At 61.4% G+C, this 16,817-nt stretch carries 18 protein-coding genes and 1 pseudogene; 7 read left to right on the top strand and 12 right to left on the bottom strand.

What is annotated here, in order from left to right:
- Nucleotides 1-54: 54 nt before the first annotated feature.
- Together JWR98_RS06585 and JWR98_RS06580 are read right to left on the bottom strand one after the other, a co-directional pair.
- Nucleotides 55-827 (bottom strand): annotated as a pseudogene (locus tag JWR98_RS06585) (L-iditol 2-dehydrogenase).
- An 18-nt stretch (nt 828-845) separates the two neighbouring features.
- Entirely contained in the window at nt 846-2,156 is a 1,311-nt protein-coding gene (locus JWR98_RS06580; protein WP_205489565.1) for an ABC transporter substrate-binding protein, read from the bottom strand.
- Between the two features lie 207 nt (nt 2,157-2,363).
- On the opposite strand from JWR98_RS06580, the gene JWR98_RS06575 reads away from it, so the two are divergent.
- The 3 genes from JWR98_RS06575 to JWR98_RS06565 all read left to right on the top strand — a co-directional run bounded on the left by JWR98_RS06575 (nt 2,364) and on the right by JWR98_RS06565 (nt 5,445).
- The gene (locus tag JWR98_RS06575; protein WP_205489564.1) at nt 2,364-3,302 is read left to right on the top strand and encodes an AraC family transcriptional regulator; all 939 of its coding nucleotides are present in this window, start codon (nt 2,364-2,366) and stop codon (nt 3,300-3,302) included.
- 155 nt (nt 3,303-3,457) lie between these two features.
- On the top strand, nt 3,458-4,405 hold the full coding sequence (locus JWR98_RS06570; RefSeq protein ID WP_078732811.1) for a nucleoside-specific channel-forming protein Tsx: 948 nt from the start codon (nt 3,458-3,460) through the stop codon (nt 4,403-4,405).
- A gap of 14 nt (nt 4,406-4,419) precedes the next feature.
- Nucleotides 4,420-5,445 (top strand): purine-nucleoside phosphorylase, encoded by a 1,026-nt coding sequence (locus JWR98_RS06565; RefSeq protein ID WP_205489563.1) that lies wholly within the window; start codon nt 4,420-4,422, stop codon nt 5,443-5,445.
- 65 nt (nt 5,446-5,510) lie between these two features.
- Here the strand turns inward: JWR98_RS06565 and JWR98_RS06560 are convergent, their stop codons facing one another.
- From JWR98_RS06560 to JWR98_RS06550, 3 genes are all read right to left on the bottom strand, one after another.
- Nucleotides 5,511-6,470 (bottom strand): quinone oxidoreductase family protein, encoded by a 960-nt coding sequence (locus tag JWR98_RS06560; protein ID WP_078732809.1) that lies wholly within the window; start codon nt 6,468-6,470, stop codon nt 5,511-5,513.
- Nucleotides 6,471-6,497: 27 nt separating this feature from the next.
- Nucleotides 6,498-6,671 (bottom strand): DUF1427 family protein, encoded by a 174-nt coding sequence (locus JWR98_RS06555; RefSeq protein WP_003173424.1) that lies wholly within the window; start codon nt 6,669-6,671, stop codon nt 6,498-6,500.
- 88 nt (nt 6,672-6,759) lie between these two features.
- A complete protein-coding gene (locus JWR98_RS06550) occupies nt 6,760-7,524 on the bottom strand; it encodes an AraC family transcriptional regulator (protein ID WP_205489566.1) in 765 nt (254 codons plus the stop codon).
- Nucleotides 7,525-7,667: 143 nt separating this feature from the next.
- Between JWR98_RS06550 and JWR98_RS06545 the strand changes: the two genes are divergently transcribed.
- Complete coding sequence (locus JWR98_RS06545; protein ID WP_078732806.1) at nt 7,668-7,940, top strand: hypothetical protein; 273 nt, start codon at nt 7,668-7,670, stop codon at nt 7,938-7,940.
- Between the two features lie 146 nt (nt 7,941-8,086).
- Here JWR98_RS06545 and JWR98_RS06540 read toward each other — a convergent pair whose 3' ends face one another.
- The 3 genes from JWR98_RS06540 to JWR98_RS06530 all read right to left on the bottom strand — a co-directional run bounded on the left by JWR98_RS06540 (nt 8,087) and on the right by JWR98_RS06530 (nt 9,289).
- Entirely contained in the window at nt 8,087-8,254 is a 168-nt protein-coding gene (locus JWR98_RS06540) for a metallothionein (RefSeq protein ID WP_078732805.1), read from the bottom strand.
- An 89-nt stretch (nt 8,255-8,343) separates the two neighbouring features.
- Nucleotides 8,344-8,796 (bottom strand): DMT family transporter, encoded by a 453-nt coding sequence (locus JWR98_RS06535; protein WP_078732804.1) that lies wholly within the window; start codon nt 8,794-8,796, stop codon nt 8,344-8,346.
- A 4-nt stretch (nt 8,797-8,800) separates the two neighbouring features.
- A complete protein-coding gene (locus JWR98_RS06530; RefSeq protein WP_078732803.1) occupies nt 8,801-9,289 on the bottom strand; it encodes a DMT family transporter in 489 nt (162 codons plus the stop codon).
- Between the two features lie 117 nt (nt 9,290-9,406).
- Between JWR98_RS06530 and JWR98_RS06525 the strand changes: the two genes are divergently transcribed.
- Nucleotides 9,407-10,339 (top strand): LysR family transcriptional regulator, encoded by a 933-nt coding sequence (locus tag JWR98_RS06525; protein ID WP_078732802.1) that lies wholly within the window; start codon nt 9,407-9,409, stop codon nt 10,337-10,339.
- A gap of 76 nt (nt 10,340-10,415) precedes the next feature.
- Here JWR98_RS06525 and JWR98_RS06520 read toward each other — a convergent pair whose 3' ends face one another.
- From JWR98_RS06520 to JWR98_RS06505, 4 genes are all read right to left on the bottom strand, one after another.
- Nucleotides 10,416-11,735 (bottom strand): Nramp family divalent metal transporter, encoded by a 1,320-nt coding sequence (locus tag JWR98_RS06520; RefSeq protein ID WP_205489562.1) that lies wholly within the window; start codon nt 11,733-11,735, stop codon nt 10,416-10,418.
- A 41-nt stretch (nt 11,736-11,776) separates the two neighbouring features.
- On the bottom strand, nt 11,777-13,330 hold the full coding sequence (locus JWR98_RS06515) for a DUF726 domain-containing protein (protein WP_205489561.1): 1,554 nt from the start codon (nt 13,328-13,330) through the stop codon (nt 11,777-11,779).
- Nucleotides 13,331-13,427: 97 nt separating this feature from the next.
- Nucleotides 13,428-13,733, bottom strand: a complete 306-nt coding sequence (locus JWR98_RS06510; RefSeq protein WP_078824310.1) for a helix-turn-helix domain-containing protein — start codon at nt 13,731-13,733, stop codon at nt 13,428-13,430.
- A complete protein-coding gene (locus tag JWR98_RS06505) occupies nt 13,726-14,091 on the bottom strand; it encodes a type II toxin-antitoxin system RelE/ParE family toxin (protein ID WP_205489560.1) in 366 nt (121 codons plus the stop codon). Before JWR98_RS06505 ends, JWR98_RS06510 begins: the two co-directional genes overlap by 8 nt.
- Before the next feature lie 245 nt (nt 14,092-14,336).
- On the opposite strand from JWR98_RS06505, the gene JWR98_RS06500 reads away from it, so the two are divergent.
- Together JWR98_RS06500 and JWR98_RS06495 are read left to right on the top strand one after the other, a co-directional pair.
- Nucleotides 14,337-16,145, top strand: a complete 1,809-nt coding sequence (locus JWR98_RS06500; protein ID WP_078732797.1) for a monovalent cation:proton antiporter-2 (CPA2) family protein — start codon at nt 14,337-14,339, stop codon at nt 16,143-16,145.
- Between the two features lie 73 nt (nt 16,146-16,218).
- Nucleotides 16,219-16,773, top strand: a complete 555-nt coding sequence (locus JWR98_RS06495) for a DcrB/PsbP domain-containing protein (protein WP_205489559.1) — start codon at nt 16,219-16,221, stop codon at nt 16,771-16,773.
- The last annotated feature ends 44 nt before the right edge of the window (nt 16,774-16,817 follow it).

Here is a 16,817-nt window from a genome sequence, read left to right as displayed (position 1 = left end):
CTGTCACACCTATATCGGGGGCAAGCCCCTCCCACATTTTGATTGATGTATGGCTTAGTTCATCCAATTGCCGCCATCGACGTTGTACGTCTGGGCCACCACATAGTCGGCCTCCTTTGATGCCAGGAAAATCGCCATCCCGGTCAAATCCTGCGCCGTGCCCATCCGCCCGAACGGCACCTCGCCCCCTACCCGTTTCTTCTTCTCCCCCGGCGCCAACCCTTCATGCCTGGCGAACAACGCATCCACCCCGTCCCAATGCTCACCGTCCACCACGCCGGGGGCGATGGCGTTGACGTTGATCCCTTGCTTGATCAGATTCAGCCCCGCCGATTGGGTCAGACTTATCACCGCCGCCTTGGTCGCGCAATACACCGCCACCAATGCCTCACCGCGCCGCCCGGCCTGGCTGGCCATGTTGATGATCTTTCCGCCATGGCCCTGGCGGATCATCTGCCGAGCCGCAGCTTGCAGCGTGAACAGCGTGCCGGCGACGTTGATCGAGAACAGCCGCTCGAAGCTGTCGCGGGTGATGTCGACGATGGGCGCCAGGTCGAACAGTGCCGCATTGTTGACGAGGATATCCAGCTTGCCGGCATGGGCCACCACGGCGGCAATCGCGTGTCGATGGAGAGCTGGTCGGTGACGTCCATCGCCACCGCATAGGCCTGGGGACCGAGTTCGGCGGCGGTAGCCTGGGCGCGTTGCAGGTTGATATCGGCGATGGCGACGGTGGCGCCTTCAGCGATATACGCCTGGGCAAACGCGCGGCCAATCCCACGCGCCGATCCGGTGATCAGCGCACTTTTACCTTCAAGTCGTTTCATGAGGATGTCCTGTAACAATCACTTCGGGTATCCGGCGCGTTTCATTTCGCGCTCAGTGGTCGATTGCGCCTGCACCAACGCCTGATCAACCGTCATGCCGCCGGTCAGCGCCGCCGAGAACAACTTGCCGACGGAGGTGCCGATGGCCTGGAACTCAGGGATGGTCACGTACTGGATGCCCACGTATGGCACCGGCTTGACCGAGGGATGCGCCGGGTCGGCGTGCTTCATCATCGCCAGCGTGACCTGGGCAAACGGCGCAGCTTTGAGGTAGGCGTCGTTATAGGTGGACTGGCGTGTGCCGGGCGGTACGTTGGTGATGCCTTCTTTGTCGGCGACCAGTTGGATGTAGTCCTTGGACGTCGCCCAGGTGATAAAGGCCTTGGCGGCGTCTTTGTGTTTTGAGGTCGCCGGGATGGCCAATGACCAGGCGTAGAGCCAGGAGGAACCTTTGTCCGTCACCTCGGTGGGCGCCGCGGCAAAACCGACGCTGTCGGCCACCTTGCTCTGGCTGGCATCGGTGGTAAAGGAGCCGGCCACGCTGGCATCCACCCAGATCGCACATTTGCCGCTGTTGAACAGCGCCAGGGTTTCGTTGAAGCCATTACTGGAAACGCCCGGCGGGCCGTACTGCTTGAGGGTGTTGACGTAGAAGTTGGCGGCGGCGGTCCATTCGGGACTGGTCAGCTCGGGCTTCCATTGCTCATCGAACCAACGCGCGCCAAAGGCGTTGGCCATGGTGCTCAGCAGCGCAATGTTCTCGCCCCAACCAGCCTTGCCGCGCAGGCACATGCCGTATTGGCCTTTGTCCTTGGCCGTGAGCTTGGCGGCGAATTCGCCGAGCTGGGTCCAGGTGGGGTGCGCGGGCATGTTCAGGCCGGCTTGCTTGAACAGGTCGGTGCGGTAATAAGTGACGGTGCTTTCGCCGTAAAACGGCAAGGCATACAAGGTGCTATTCACCGACAGGCCTTGGCGCACCGAAGGGAAGATGTCCTCGGCGTCGTAATCGGGCGGCAGTTGGTTGAGCGGTTCCAGCCACTGTTTAGCGCCCCATAGCGGAGTTTCGTAAGTGCCGATGGTCAGCACGTCGAACTGCCCGCCCTCAGTGGCGATGTCGGTGGTGAGGCGTTGGCGCAGTACGTTTTCTTCGAGCACCACCCAGTTGAGCCTGATGTCCGGGTGCTGCTGCTCGAACACCTTGGACAGGCGCTGCATGCGGATCATGTCGCTGTTGTTGACCGTGGCGATGGTCACGGTATCGGCGGCATGACTGGGCAGCGCCAAGGTCAGGCCGGACAGCAGGAACAGTGCTTTGGGTAACGATGACATGGCGGTTTCCACCTGTTGTTTTTGTTGTTGAGGGCCGATTACAGCAGTTTGGCCTGGCCCTCACAAACGCATGGGGGATGCTCGGCTGATACTTTTTTAACCCCGCCGCCGGGATCAAAAAAGTACCGGTGCCGGACGAAATCGGGGGTAGCGCTTACCGTCCAGGACCGCGTATTTTTGCTGAAATCCAAAAAAACAGGCAGCACCATGCCCGTCAGCCGCGCCGAACTGTTTGAACACCGCCCCGCAGAACTGGAAGTGATCCTGCCCGAGCCGGACCACTGCTTCCGCTGGTTCGAACATGACTACCCCTACGCCCTGGCGCGCTGGAACCACCACCCCGAATTCGAAATCCATCTGATCCGCCAAGGCAGCGGCAAGTTGGTGGCGGGTGACTATATCGGTGCGTTCAGTGCCGGCCATATCGCGCTGATCGGCCCGAACCTGCCCCACGACTGGATCGGCGAGCTGGGCCCCGATGAACACCTGAGCGGACGCGACGTGGTGCTGCAATTCGACGGTGCCGCCCTTCTCGCCCTGCGCGAAACCCTGCCGGAGTTGGGCGATGTACAGCCGTTGTTTGAATTGGCCCGACGCGGCCTGGAGTTCAGCGGCGACACGGCCGTAGAGGCCGCCCGGCTGATGGAAGACATCGGCCGCGCCCATGGCCTGCAGCGGCTGATCCTGTTCCTGCAACTGCTCGACACGTTGAAGAACGCGCCCCCTGCGCAAGCCAAGGCCCTGGCCAGCCCTTGCTACGCGCCCACGCTCGACGCACGCAGCGCCGAGCGCATCAACAAGGCATTCGACTACCTAATGCGCGAACTCACCGGCGACCTGCGCCTGTCGGTGATCGCCCGGCAACTGGAGATGAGCGAACCGGGCTTCTCGCGGTTCTTCAAGCGCAACACCGGCCACGGTTTCATCGACCTGATGCGCAAGTTCCGCGTGCAGCGCGCCTGCCGGCTGTTGCTGCAAAGCGATAGGTCTGTGGCGGATATCTGTTTTGAGGTGGGCTACGCCAACCTGTCCAACTTCAACCGGCACTTTCGTATCGAGATGAACCAGACGCCGAGCGAATATCGCCGTGAAACCGCCCTGCACCTGTTCAATCGCAGCGAAAAAATGACACCCAGTCATTTCTGATCAAAAGGTCGACTAATTCGACATTTTATTAGGCCATTCAAGCCATTGGGCAAAGTTGGTACAACCTGTGCAAACGTTTGCGGTACGAACTTGGCCGCCAGGTTCGCCACCACCCGCTGAAACGGGTTCAAACCGCGTATGAATAGGGATTTTCAATGCAGCTCACCTCAAGGCCTCGTGCTTGCTTTGGTGTTTCCTTGCTACTGGCCGCCGTTACGGGAGTACTCAGCGCGCCCATTTTGGCGCAGGACAAGCCCTCCGATGACTCAGCACAGGGCGAAACCCTCAGCCCTGAAACCACCAATCCGAAAAAAGGCGCCTACCTGTCAGAATGGTTCAACCAGGACCTTACGCTGATCGGCAGCAAGGACATCAGTTTCGGCCCCAAACCGTCCGACGATATCTACCTGGAATACGAGTACTTCGGCCGCAAGGGGCCCTTCGAGTTGTACGGTTATATCGACGTGCCAAAGATCCTCGGCATCGGTAACAGCAATGACAAAGGCGTATGGGACCATGGCTCGCCGGTGTTCATGGAGCATGAGCCGCGTATCTCCATCGACTACCTGGCCGGTCGCAGCCTGGCCATCGGCCCGTTCAAGGAGTGGTACGTGGCGTTCGACTGGATCTATGACCACGGCAGCCGCAAGGAAAACCGCGCCAACACCCTGTACAGCGGCCTGGGCACCGACATCGACACCCATTCGCGGGTCAACCTGTCGGCCAACTTCTACGGGCGTTACCAGTGGGAAAACTACGGCGCCAGCAACGAATATTCCTGGGACGGCTATCGCGCGCAGATGAAGTACATCGTGCCCATCGCCTCCTTCGACAACGGCGCCTCGCTGACCTATATCGGTTTTACCAACCACGATTTCGGCTCCAACCTGCACAAGGACAACCCGGCACGCACCGCCAACTCCACGGTAGCGACCAACGTGCTGCTGTACTCCTTTACCCACCTGCGCTTCACGCTAGTAGGGCGTTACTTCCATAACGGCGGAAACTGGGAAGATGGCAGTGAATTGAATTTCGGCGAAGGCAACTTCCGCGCACGCTCTGACGGCTGGGGTTACTACGCCGGCGTGGGCTACCAATTCTGATCAAGGAGCTTTAGATGAATACGTTGACCCGCCTCTCGATAGCCGTCGGCCTGGCCCTGCTACCCCATGTGGTGCTGGCCCAAACCGCGCCGATCAAACCCAAGGTGATGCTGATCACCATGTTCGCCCCCGAGGCGCAGACCTGGATCGATCGCCTGGCGCTTAAACAGGAGGTGCGCGTGCCGGGCCTGTCCGCCGAATACCCGGTGATTCGCTGCAACACCCAAGAGGTTTGCCTGCTGGTGACCGGCATGGGCCAGACCAATGCCGCCGCGTCCACCCTCGCACTGGCCCTGTCGCCCAAATTCGACCTGCGCCAGAGTTACTTCCTGATCGCCGGGATCGCCGGCATCAACCCCAAGCACGGCACCATCGGCACCGCCGCCTGGGCGCATTACCTGGTGGAATTCGGCACCCAATGGGAGCTGGATTCACGCGATGCGCCCAAGGAGTGGCCGACCGGTTACATCGGTATCAACACCAAAGGCCCTAATGAAAAACCGCCGCTGGACTACAAGACCGAAGTATTCGAGTTGAACCCGAAGTTGCAGGCCAAGGCCTTTGCCCTGTCGCACAACGTCGAACTCACAGAGAGCAAGGAATCCGCCGCCTGGCGCGCGCACTACCCCGCCGCCCCGGCCAACCAGCCGCCGCAAGTCACCCGTTGCGACACGCTGGCGGGCAATACCTGGTTCTCCGGCACGCGCCTGAGCGAACGCGCCGAGGTCTGGACCAAGTTGCTTACCGACAACAAGGGCGAGTACTGCACCACACAGCAGGAAGACAACTCCACCTACGAGGCGCTGCTGCGCGCCAGTCGTGAAGGGTTGGTGGATATCCAGCGCCTGGCGGTGGTGCGGGCCGGTTCCGATTTCGACCGGCCTTACCCAGGCTACAGCGAAGTGGATAACCTGCTCAAATATGCGGACCAGGGCGGGTTTGTGCCGGCGCTGGAGAACCTGTACCGCACGGGTAACCCGCTGGTACAGGCGATCCTCAAAAACTGGTCGGCCTGGGAAAAAGGCGTTCCGCAAGCCTAGTGGAGATAAACGGTGGGAGGGGCGGCGCGACGATTCGACTTGCTCCCTCCCACATTCGCACGGTGTTAAAACACGAAGATGATCTTATCCGCACTACCGCTATTCACTTCCTCGTAACTGCGTATCCCATCCGCCAACGCCACCTCACGCAACCCCGTCGGCAAGGGCAACGAACCTTCATCAAAGAACCGCCCGAACTGCTCCAGCATCACCGCGCATTGCTCGCAGTTATAGAGCAACGAGTTGATCCCCACCACCGACCCACCCTTGCGATACAGCGCCAGGGCCGGCAATTGCACCTGTCCGTCCACCGGGGCGGCGATGATTGCAATGCGCCCGAACGGCGCCAGGCCTGCCACCGCGGCAGACAACCAGAAACCGGTGGTGTCGAAGATCACGTCGGCGCCGCCTTTGAACACGGCATTCACCTGCGCGCCGAGGTCTTGCGGCTCGCCCAGTGCAATCGCCTCGAAACCCTGCGCCCGCAACACCTGCACCTGATCCGCCTTGCGCACCGCGCCCAGCACCTGTGCGCCGAGTATTTTCCCCAGCGCCAGGGCTGCGCTGCCGACGGCGCCATTCGCGCCAATCACCAGCAAGCGCGTGCCCTGGCCCACGCCACTGCGCTGCAGGGCATCCCAGGCGGTGGTGTACGGCACGCCGAGGCTGGCGGCCTGGGCAAAGCTCAACTGCGCGGGTTTAGGCGCCACGCCCTTGGCCGATACGGTGAGGTACTCAGCGTGGGAGCCGTCGGCAAAAAAACCCAGGTTGCGTCCGGTGCCCCAGACTTCCTGGCCAAGCAGTGCCTGCGGACCTTCGACCACCACCCCGGCAAAGTCGCGCCCCGGAATACGCGGCAGCGTGGTGTAGGGGAACCGGCCAAGTACGTTCTTGACATCGCTGGGGTTGAGGCCCGCGGCCTTGATCTGTACCCGCACTTCACCGGCGGCCGGCACCGGGGTGGCAGTATCGACAAGGCGCAGCGCGGCCAGGTTGCCGGTGGCGGAAAATTGCAGTGCTTTCATGAGTGCATCCATCGAAGGGAGAGGGAATCAGGACAACCAACCGCTGACCAACTCACGCCCCAGGGGCCAGAGTTTTTCACCCAGCAGCATGCCCATCAGCCCCACCAGGGCGATGGCGGGCGGTGCGGGAGAGCGAAAGTCCAAAGCGCCATAAATCACGCCGACAGACAGGCCGATAGCGAGGGAAATAAGGTAGTTCATAGGGGCTGCGCCGTTAGGGTCGATGGGCGCAGTGTAAGGAGCCTGAATCCGAAGCATCGGCCAACCACTTCAGGATTTCGGCCAACCCTCAGCTGTTGTAGTGCGAAGGCGCGACACCGAGTTCGCGACGGAACATGTCGCTGAAACTGCTGGGCGAATAGCCCAGGGACCGGGCAATAGCACCGACCGGCTGGCCCTGAATCAACTCTGCCACCGCCGTGGCCAGCTGCACCTGGCGACGCCATTCGGCGAACCCCATGCCCAGGTTGTTCTGAAACAGCCGCGCCAGGGTGCGAACGCTGGCGCCCGCCGCCTGCGCGTGTTGCTCGAAGGAGATGATCAGGGACGGCGCGGCCATGACCGCCTGACAGGCGCCGATCAACCGGCGATCGGCATCCACCGGCATGGCGATGCGGATCGGCGAGCGGCGTGCCCGTCGCAACTCAAGCAACGCGAGGTTGACCACGGCGTCGTAGTAGAGCGCATCGCCTTTGTCGCCCTCCTCCACCAACCTGACGATCAGCTCGCGCAGCAGCCCGCCCACCTCGATCACCTGCACCTGGTCGTCCAACGTCGCCGCCAGGGCCGGACGCAGGTAGATATTGCGCATCTGCAGATCCGACACCACGCGAATGCCGTGCTCTACGCCAGGCGGCAGCCACACCGCCCGCTGGGGTGGCACCACCAGCGCTTCGCGAGGCGTCTCGACCCACATCACCCCACTCATGGCGTAGAGCAACTGCCCCCAGTCGTGGCTGTGAGGTTCCACATACAACCCACGCGGGTAGGTCCGTGCAAGCGGCTGCACAGGGACGGCGTGATCACTGAGGTCGGGGGGCGCGGCCAGGGCCATGGCGTACACATCAATCGAGGGTGAGCCGCCATGGTAATGACCACCGCACGACAATCCGAGTGAATTTTCACCCACCCGCGGGATCACTTGCCTATATCACCAGGATTGAACTATCACCAGGATTAAACAAGGAGGAACGTCCCATGACGTCATCAGTGCCGGTAAACGGCAAGGCGAGAATCGATTACACCCAGGACACGCTGTTCGGGCCATTGGCCAAACAAGCCGAATGCCAGGTGAGCCTGCAGCGCACACCAGGCTGGCTGGTGCTGAAGGTGTTCCAACCGCTGCCCGAGGATTTGCACGATGCGCAAACCGTGGTGTTTGCGCTGGAGGGCCGGCGGACCAGCGGCGTGGTGAAGGATCGTCAGCGCATGGCCGACCACAGCTTGCGGCTTGAGCTGGAAACCCAATAGCCACGATGCCCGAGATGTCATGTGCAATAAGCTTGTTGTGGTGAGCAGGCTTGCCCTGCGCTGGGCTGCGAAGCAGCCCTTGGATCGAATCGCAGCACAAGCCCCACTCACCCCAACAAGCCCGCGTCCACAGTGCTTACTGAGTGCTAGCGGGCCGCCTTGGCGCACTCGCAGCCCGTCGCTGCCGCGCAAGGCTCACCGTGCGCATGATGCTCGGCGCACCCCTGGCAGCAATAACCCTTACCGTCTTTCATGACCGCGTCGGCGCCCAGTACACATTTGCAGTGCGGGCAGGCACAGGTTTGATCTGGCATGTTCAGACTCCTTCTTCATGGTCGTCACGGTGCGGCGAGCGCCGGCACCTTAAGCAGTGACTGCCGGCCCACACGGATCGTTCAAACCATCAATCGGTGCGCGTATTGCTGCGGTACATGAACACCAGCGCCAGGGCCAGGCAAACCATCGCCAGGATCCGGTTGCCCGACAGCTCGATAGCCGGGTTGCCCAGCCAGCCGAAGTTGTCGATCAACATGCCCATGCCCAATTGCCCGGTGATTACCGCAACCGTGGCCACCGCCGTGCCAACTACGGGCACCGCGCCGACCATCACCATCATGTACACCACGCCAAACAACGCGCCGGTCAGCTGCCACTTCGGCACTTGCAGCAAACTCACCGCCTGGGCCGGTTCGAAGAAGAAAATCAGCAACGCCGTGACCAGGGCGCCAACCGCAAACGTCACCAGGCTGCTGCGCAGCACGCCCACCGTCTGGCCCAGCCGGCCGTTGATGGCCGCTTGCACACTCAAGACCGCGCCCGCCGCCACCACCACGACCAATAACAGAATCAGATTCATCGCCTTACCCTCGTGAGATCAGAACAAGTGCCGCCACAATCAACACCAAGGCGATCCAACGCTCGCCATTGACCCGCTTGCGCGCCGCGCCGAACCAACCGAAGTGGTCGATCAGCACACTTTTGCCGACCTGCCCCGACAGAATCGCGATCATCGTCATGGCAATACCGATATGAGGCGTGGCCAGGGTCAGCACCACCACGTAGATGGGCCCGAGAAAGCCACCGATCAGCTGCCAGCGCGGCAACTCGGTCAGCGCAGGGCCCTTCTGCGGACCACTGAACAGCAACAGCAGAGACAGGATCGCCGCGCCGACGCCAAAAATGCTCAACGTCGCCCATAAGTGCCCCACCTGCTCGCCCAATGGCCCGAGCAAGCCGGCCTCTACCGACAGGCCCATGCCGGCCAGGATCACCAGCGGCAACAGCAACAACCGCAGTACGTTATGTTGGGGTCTGGCTGGCGCCACACCGTCGATAGAACTGGCCCGCATACATCACCTGCGCTTGAACAAAGAATTGATGGCGCGGATTATCCGGTGGCCGCGCTGTGCGATAAATGGGAGCATGCCGACAACACCTTTGCGCATAACGCACAACCTGGAGCCACGATGCAGGGTTTGAACGAACTGAGTTTCAAGGCGCTGCGCCTGTTTGTCGCGGTGCTGGACCACGGCAGTTTCTCCGAAGTGGCACGCCGCGAGGGCCTGGCGCCCTCTTCGATCTCAAGACAGATCCAACTGATGGAGCAGGCCCTCGGCCAGCAGTTGCTCTATCGTCATACGCGCGCGGTCACGCCTACTGAGGCTGGGCGTTTGCTGGGGCGCCATGCACGCGTGATGCTTGAACAACTCGAAGCCGCCAGCCAGGCCTTGCAGGAGCAGGAACGCGAACCCAGCGGCCTGGTGCGCATCAATGCGCCGATGGTGTTCGGCCAGCGCCACCTGTCGCCGTGGCTGGGCGAGTTGTGCCGGCGCTACCCCAAGCTGCAACTGGATATCCAGCAAACCGACACCTTCGTCGACCCGTTGCAAGACGGCACCGACCTGCTGTTCCGCATCGGCGTGCTCAACGACTCCAGCATGCAGGCGCGCATCTTCGCGCCCCAACGTTTTCGCATCGCCGCCAGCCCCGCCTACCTGGCCCGCCACGGCACGCCCCGCCACCCTGACGAACTGAGCGAACATCACTGCCTGGCCTACAAAGGCATCAACGGCCAGGAACGCTGGTTCTTTCGGCGCGACGGGGGCGATTGGACGCCCTACAGCGTCAAGGGCCCGATCACCGGCAACCACGCCGACACCCTCACCCACGCCGCCGAACAAGGCCTGGGCCTGGTGGTGTTTCCGTCCTGGCTGATCGGCGAAAGCTTGCGCGCCGGCACCTTGCAGGCGGTGCTCACGCAATACGAGGTCGCGACCACGCTGGAGCCGCAGCAGATTGCGGCGTTGTGGCCGGGAAGCCGGCGGCTGTCGCTGAAGGTGAGGACGGTGATTGATTATTTTGTCGCGTGTTTTGGGACGGTGCCATATTGGGACAAATGAGGAAATTTCCTCGTCAAAAACGTAGGCTGGTTTTCAGAGCACGCTGTTGCTCTCTACAAAACAGCAAGTGCTCAAGTCAGAACACCCACTGCGCAATCAACCACCCATTCGCCCCGCTGATCACTGCAAACAAAAACCACGCCAGTACCCGAGTCGGCAATCGATTGACGAACGGCCCCATCAGGTGTTTGTCGCCGGTCATGCGGATCAGCGGATACAGCGCAAAGGGCAACTGCAGGCTCAGGACCACCTGGCTCAGGATCAGCAACTTGCCGATGGCATCGTCGCCCATCAGCCACACACCGAGGAATGCCGGAATCAACGCCAGCCCACGGGTGATCAGGCGGCGTTGCCAGCAGGGAATACGCAGATTCAGGTAGCCTTCCATGATCACTTGGCCAGCAATGGTGCCGGTAAAGGTCGAGCTTTGCCCGGACGCCAGCAAGGCAATGCCGAACAGGATGCTGGCGAATGCGCCGCCGACCAGCGGATCAAGCAGATGGTAGGCGTCCTGGATCTCCACCACGTCAGTGTGGCCGGTCTTGTGGAACGCAGCGGCGGCCAGCACCAGGATCGCGCCATTGACCAGCAAGGCCAGCGCCAGGGAGCCGATGGTGTCAATGCGCGCCAGCTTGACCGCATCCTGTTTACTGGCCAGGTCCTTGCCAATCAGCCGGGTTTGCACAATGGAGCTGTGCAGGTAGAGGTTATGCGGCATGACGGTAGCGCCCAGAATACCGATAGCCAGGTACAGCGGCGCAGCATCGCTGATGGCCGAGAATGAAGGGGTGAAGCCACTCAGCACGTCCGGCCAATAGGGTTTGATCAGTAGCAGCTCGATAAAAAAGCACACGCCGATGGTCGCCACCAATGCCAGCATGATCGCTTCCAGGCGGCGGAAACCCCGGTTCTGCAAAGCCAGGATCAACAAGGTGTCAAACGCCGTGATGACAATGCCGGTGGTCAACGACACACCCAGCAGCAGGTGAAACGCCAGCGCACAGCCAAGCACTTCGGCCAGGTCCGTGGCGATGATCGAGACTTCCGCCAGCACCCACTGGGTCCGTGCAGAGCGCTTGCTGTAGCGCTCACGGCACAATTGCGCCAGGTCTTTGCCGGTGGCGATGCCCAGCCGCGAGCACAGGCACTGCACCGCCATCCCCGCCAGGCTGGCCAGCAGCACCACGAACAACAAGCTGTAGCCGTAGCGCGAACCGGCCTCGATGGCGGTGGCCCAGTTGCCCGGGTCCATATAACCGATGGAGACCAGCAGGCCGGGGCCGGCGAACATCAGGATGCGCTTGAAGAAAGAAGCGTTGGGGTCAACGACGACCGAGCCCGCCACTTCCGGCGGGCAGAATGGGGCGGTAGCGATTTTTGGCAGGCTGAATTTCACGCAGTATCCCAGGCAAACACACTAGACAGGCGCGCAGCTTATCAGTCGGATGCGACCGTGCGCATCACCGTGTCCCGAGGCAGCTCAAACGCTTCCACCACCTGCGCCACCAGGTCCATCTCCTGATTCAGCGCCTCACGCTCCCTGCGCTGGCGAATCACCCCGATCACCAGCACCGCCAGGGTGGTGATCGAATAGGCGGGGCCGGAAAACGCCCGCACGCCGCTCACCAGCAGCATTGCCGCCGCCAACGCCTGGCCCACCACCGGTATCGCCGTGGCCGCGCCACGGCGCAGGATAAACCCGGTGAGGCCGGCCAATGCCGTACCACTCAATGCGGTGGTGGCCGAACGGCCGATGTCGATACGATTGAACACGCCCTGCTCTTTTAGCACGGCGGCCTTGAGCTCGGCGTCGAATACCTGACGGTCGGCGTGACTGAGCTTGTCTTTGTACTGCTCGATGAGGGTCTCTGCGACCTCGGCTTCAAGGTCTGCCAGCACCACGCTTGCAAGCGGCTGGTCAAATTTGATCCCGAGTCGCTGCGCCACATCTTCGGCGATCTGGCGATAACTCACGCCATGCCCACGGCCCAGGTTCATGAAGCTGTCGCCCCCCATGCGCTGCAACTCGATGGCCAATTTAAGCGGCTCGCGTACCTTGGCATCAATCGACGCGCTGCGTTTTTGCGCCATCAGTTCGGCGAGGAACTTCAACTCTTCGGGCCGCGCCTGCACCAGGGCCGGGAACAGATCGACGTCCTCCTCGGCAAAACGCACCTCGGTGCTGCGCTGGTCGGAGCGGATCATGCCGCGCCGCTCATGCAGCAGGTCGGTGTACTGCACCACCGTCTGCAACTGCGGCCAATAGGCGGCGTGGTCGAAGCTGGCCAAATGCACATTGCAGACCTTGGCCTTCAGCGCCGGAGTCACCGGGATTGCATACCGCCCAATGCAGCGTTCGGTGTCCGGCTTCAGGGCCAGGGCCCAGTCCTTGCTGGAATGGCAGTTGATCACCCGCCCCTTGAGCGGCGCCGATACGTCATCCCAGGGGCTGGAGGTACAGATCGCCCCGCCCATCAGCAGCAGGTTGTCCAACGGCAGCTCACGTGCGGTTTCAGGGCTGGCCAGCAGACTCTTGACCAGAATCCGCGCGCCCAGCGAATGACCGATCAGGTTGATGCGCCGCACCTGCAGCGACTCGCCGTGCAGGTACCCCGCCAATTCCGGCAGTAAGCTCCTGGCCACTTCGTCCACCCGCGCCTCGACACTTTTATAGTGATCAAGAAAATACGCGATCGCCTTGCCCACCCCCACGGTGGCGGCCCCCAGGCCACCGCCGCCGAGCATCGCAGCGATCACGTCCTTGAACGGGGCAAACAGATTTTCCAGAAAGTGCCCCGCCGGCCAGAACAGCATCAAGTTGGTCGAGCCTTCGATACCGGCCAGCTGTGCCTTGAAGCTGCCCAGCTGTTGCCGGTTGAAAAACGCCGAGTAGCCGTGAACGTAGAGATTGAGCACATCGCCCTGGGGCTCACCGCACAGCACGAACGTGGGCTTGCGGGTGCGGTGCATTTCATCCCACTGGTGTTGCATGGGGCGGTGACTCCTGCTGACGGGGAAGCGATAGTAACAAAGGGAGAGCGACAGGTAGGTGAATCCTGACCGGGCAAGTCCAAGCGCCTGAGAATGCTCAATAAGCGAAATTGTCGATCTTCACCTGCCCATCGGGAAAGGTTGCAATAATTTCCAGCTCACCTCCCATCGCCCGGATGTAGTTGCGCAATGTGCTGATGTACATGTCTGTACGCCGCTCCATCTTGGAGACAGCCGCCTGGTTGATATTCAATGCTTTGGCCAGGCTCTCCTGGCTCATTTGCTGAGCCTTGCGCAGCTCGTGCAGCGGCATTTCCTTGAGGTGTTGCTCAAACAGCTGCTTGGCCTCGACGCGAGATTGCGGCGTCATGCGGGCTTGAAGTTCAGCGAATTTTTTAGCCATGGTTACGGCCCTCTTTACGCAATGCTTCCAAATGTATGTCGTACAGCTTTTCTGCCACCGGGATGTGCTCCTCGTACCATCGGCGCTGTCCGGTCTTGTCACCACCTATGAGCAATAAAGCGCATCGCCGTGGATCGAATGCATACAACACACGATAGGGTCGCCCAGCGTGCTGTATCCGTAACTCCCGAAGGATTCCATGTCGAGAACCTTTGATATCGCTACTGTGGGGATAGCCCAAACCAGGTCCGAAAAGCCCTAGCAGATCAACGCTGGCACACACCGAAACCTGTTCCCTTTCGCCCAGATCATCCCACCAATCTGCGAATTCATCCGTGTATTCAATGTCGCAGCCCATGCAAATATGCCACCCAAGGAATATAAACTCAAGAACCTAAAACTAGGTTCGAATGTCCCTGGCTTCCACCCGCGCCCGAGGGCAAATTGTTTGGATATCCTTCCGGAATCACCGCTGGCCCCGTCATCGCCCCATGACCGATGGCGCGATATCTCCCCACCGCGCAGCAAAAACACAATTTTCGAAATGTAAAAAGCGCTCTAATACGCACCTGTTGATTGGCTTTAAAGATTCTGGAGTTCGCAATGCCCCATGAAGGCAACCTGTTACAAGCAGCCGTAGTGTTCCTGCTCGCCGCTGTGCTGACCGTGCCGCTGGCCAAGCGCCTGCAACTGGGCGCGGTGCTCGGTTATCTGTTTGCCGGTGTGATCATCGGCCCGTCGGTGCTGGGCCTGATCGGCAACCCGCAAAGCGTTGCGCAGTTCTCCGAACTGGGTGTGGTGTTGTTGCTGTTCATCATTGGCCTTGAGCTATCGCCCAAACGTTTATGGGTAATGCGCAAGGCCGTGTTCGGTGTCGGCCTGGCCCAGGTGCTGTTGACCGGCTTGGTGATGGGCGCGGTAGCACTTTGGGTCTTTGGCCAGGCCTGGAACAGCGCCATCGTGTTGGGCCTGGGCCTGGCGCTGTCGTCCACCGCGTTTGGCCTACAAAGCCTGGCCGAGCGCAAGGAGTTGAACCAGCCCCACGGTCGTCTGGCGTTTGCGATTCTGCTGTTCCAGGACATCGCCGCGATCCCGCTGATCGCCATGGTGCCGCTGCTGGCCGGCAGTGATCACCCGACCACCGAAGCCGAAGGCTTGCAACACGTGCTGCAGATTCTCGGCAGCATCGCCGTGGTGATCATCGGCGGGCGCTACCTGTTGCGCCCGGTGTTTCGCATCGTCGCCAAAACCGGCCTGCGTGAAGTGTCCACGGCCACCGCCTTGCTCGTGGTGATCGGGACCGCCTGGCTGATGGAACTGGTGGGTGTGTCCATGGCCCTCGGCGCGTTTCTCGCCGGTTTGCTGCTGGCGGACTCGGAGTACCGCCACGAACTGGAGTCCCAGATCGAACCGTTCAAGGGCTTGCTGTTGGGACTGTTCTTTATCAGTGTGGGCATGGGCGCCAACCTCAGCCTGCTGCTCAGTTCGCCGCTGGTGGTGATTGGCCTGACCCTGCTGCTGATCGGCCTGAAGCTGCCGTTGCTCTACGCCGTGGGCCGACTGGTGGGTGACCTCAACCGCGAAAGCGCCCTGCGCCTGGGCGTGGTGCTCGCGGCCGGCGGTGAGTTCGCCTTTGTGGTGTTCAAGATCGGACGCGACCAGGGCCTGTTCGAACCGCACCTCTACGACATCCTGGTGCTCACCATTACCCTGTCCATGGCGGTCACGCCGCTGTTGTTGCTGGTGTGTCCGAAGCTGTTCAAACCCAAGGTCAAACCGGTGGAAGTGCCCGAGGAATACCGCGCCATCGAAAGTGACGCGCCACGCGTGGTGATTGCCGGCATGGGCCGTATGGGACAGATCGTGGCGCGGATCCTGCGCGCGCAGAATATCTCGTTTATTGCCCTCGACACCTCGGTGGAAACCATCGAGCTGACCCGCAGTTTCGGCGGCATGCCGGTGTTCTACGGCGACCCGCAACGCCCCGAAATCCTGCATGCGGCCAAGGTCGACCAAGCAGAGTTCTTTGTGATCGCCATGGACGACCCGGAGATCAACATCAAGACCGCCGAACTGGTGCGCAATCTTTACCCCCACATGAAGATCATCGCCCGCGCCCGTAACCGCCAGCACGTGCATCGCCTGGTGGACCTGGACGCCTCGCCGGTTCGCGAAACCTTCTATTCCAGCCTGGAAATGAGTCGCCGTACCCTCGTGGGCCTCGGGCTGAGCCAGGCCCAGGCGGATGCGCGCATCACCCGTTTCAAGAACCACGACCTGCAAGTGCTCGCCGCCCAGCACGCGGTATACGACGACGCGGCCAAGGTGATGCAGACCGCCCAGGAAGCGCGAGCCGAATTGGCGCGGCTGTTTGAAATGGACAGGCTTGAGGAAGAGTCCGACAAGGTGTAAGGCTACGGATGAACGAAATTGCGAATTTTCTGACAGAATGCTCCGCAATTTCGTTCATCCCTTGGAGCGCTTCATGGCCACCTTCACCAAGACCGCCGCCCTGCTGGTCCTCGCGCTGACCGCCGGCAGCGTGTTCGCCGCCGCCAAGCCGACCACCCAGACCCTCTCCACCCTGGGCGGCAAGTTCACCTTCACCCTGCCCAAGGCCTACACCGCCGACACCCTGCCTGCCGGCAAGGCCGAGGACGGCACCGCCGCCACCCAAGGCACGATGTACGCCAACCAGACCACGAAAAGTGTGGTGATCGTCGCCGAAACCCTGCGCAAAGACGGAGTCAAGATCGGCGACAACGACCCGCAGTTCCTCGACGGCGCTGTGGCCGGTTTCGTCAAGGAGCAGAGCGCCGCCCTGCCCGACTTCAAGAAACTCGGCGAGAAAAAACTGACCCTCAAGGGCCTCGGCCTGCGCCAGGTGGACAGCACCGCCACCCAGGGCGGCGGCAAGACGCTCAATTCCACGTTCCTCGGTGGTTCGGGCAACCAACTGGTGGTGATCCAGGCGATCTCGCGGGCCGATGATGCGAAGGGGCATGCTGCACTGGTGAAACAAATCACGGGCAATAAGTAACCCGATCGCCCAAACAGTGAATATCCAATGTGGGAGGGGGCACC

Source organism: Pseudomonas lactucae (assembly GCF_016937615.1).
GTDB classification, from domain to species: domain Bacteria; phylum Pseudomonadota; class Gammaproteobacteria; order Pseudomonadales; family Pseudomonadaceae; genus Aquipseudomonas; species Aquipseudomonas lactucae.
The sequence above is the reverse complement of the archived record's forward strand: the minus strand, read 5'-3'. Positions and strand labels throughout refer to the sequence as shown.

Excerpts from the sequence above, each read along its gene's own strand:
- JWR98_RS06570 (WP_078732811.1), top strand. The coding sequence starts at position 3,458 with ATGCAGCTCACCTCAAGGCCTCGTGCTTGCTTTGGTGTTTCCTTGCTA.
- JWR98_RS06560 (WP_078732809.1), bottom strand. The coding sequence starts at position 6,470 with ATGAAAGCACTGCAATTTTCCGCCACCGGCAACCTGGCCGCGCTGCGC.
- JWR98_RS06510 (WP_078824310.1), bottom strand. The coding sequence starts at position 13,733 with ATGGCTAAAAAATTCGCTGAACTTCAAGCCCGCATGACGCCGCAATCT.
- JWR98_RS06545 (WP_078732806.1), top strand. The coding sequence starts at position 7,668 with ATGACGTCATCAGTGCCGGTAAACGGCAAGGCGAGAATCGATTACACC.
- JWR98_RS06525 (WP_078732802.1), top strand. The coding sequence starts at position 9,407 with ATGCAGGGTTTGAACGAACTGAGTTTCAAGGCGCTGCGCCTGTTTGTC.
- JWR98_RS06550 (WP_205489566.1), bottom strand. The coding sequence starts at position 7,524 with ATGGCCCTGGCCGCGCCCCCCGACCTCAGTGATCACGCCGTCCCTGTG.
- JWR98_RS06555 (WP_003173424.1), bottom strand. The coding sequence starts at position 6,671 with ATGAACTACCTTATTTCCCTCGCTATCGGCCTGTCTGTCGGCGTGATT.
- JWR98_RS06515 (WP_205489561.1), bottom strand. The coding sequence starts at position 13,330 with ATGCAACACCAGTGGGATGAAATGCACCGCACCCGCAAGCCCACGTTC.
- JWR98_RS06575 (WP_205489564.1), top strand. The coding sequence starts at position 2,364 with ATGCCCGTCAGCCGCGCCGAACTGTTTGAACACCGCCCCGCAGAACTG.
- JWR98_RS06500 (WP_078732797.1), top strand. The coding sequence starts at position 14,337 with ATGCCCCATGAAGGCAACCTGTTACAAGCAGCCGTAGTGTTCCTGCTC.
- JWR98_RS06535 (WP_078732804.1), bottom strand. The coding sequence starts at position 8,796 with ATGAATCTGATTCTGTTATTGGTCGTGGTGGTGGCGGCGGGCGCGGTC.
- JWR98_RS06580 (WP_205489565.1), bottom strand. The coding sequence starts at position 2,156 with ATGTCATCGTTACCCAAAGCACTGTTCCTGCTGTCCGGCCTGACCTTG.
- JWR98_RS06540 (WP_078732805.1), bottom strand. The coding sequence starts at position 8,254 with ATGCCAGATCAAACCTGTGCCTGCCCGCACTGCAAATGTGTACTGGGC.
- JWR98_RS06495 (WP_205489559.1), top strand. The coding sequence starts at position 16,219 with ATGGCCACCTTCACCAAGACCGCCGCCCTGCTGGTCCTCGCGCTGACC.
- JWR98_RS06565 (WP_205489563.1), top strand. The coding sequence starts at position 4,420 with ATGAATACGTTGACCCGCCTCTCGATAGCCGTCGGCCTGGCCCTGCTA.
- JWR98_RS06530 (WP_078732803.1), bottom strand. The coding sequence starts at position 9,289 with ATGCGGGCCAGTTCTATCGACGGTGTGGCGCCAGCCAGACCCCAACAT.
- JWR98_RS06505 (WP_205489560.1), bottom strand. The coding sequence starts at position 14,091 with ATGGGCTGCGACATTGAATACACGGATGAATTCGCAGATTGGTGGGAT.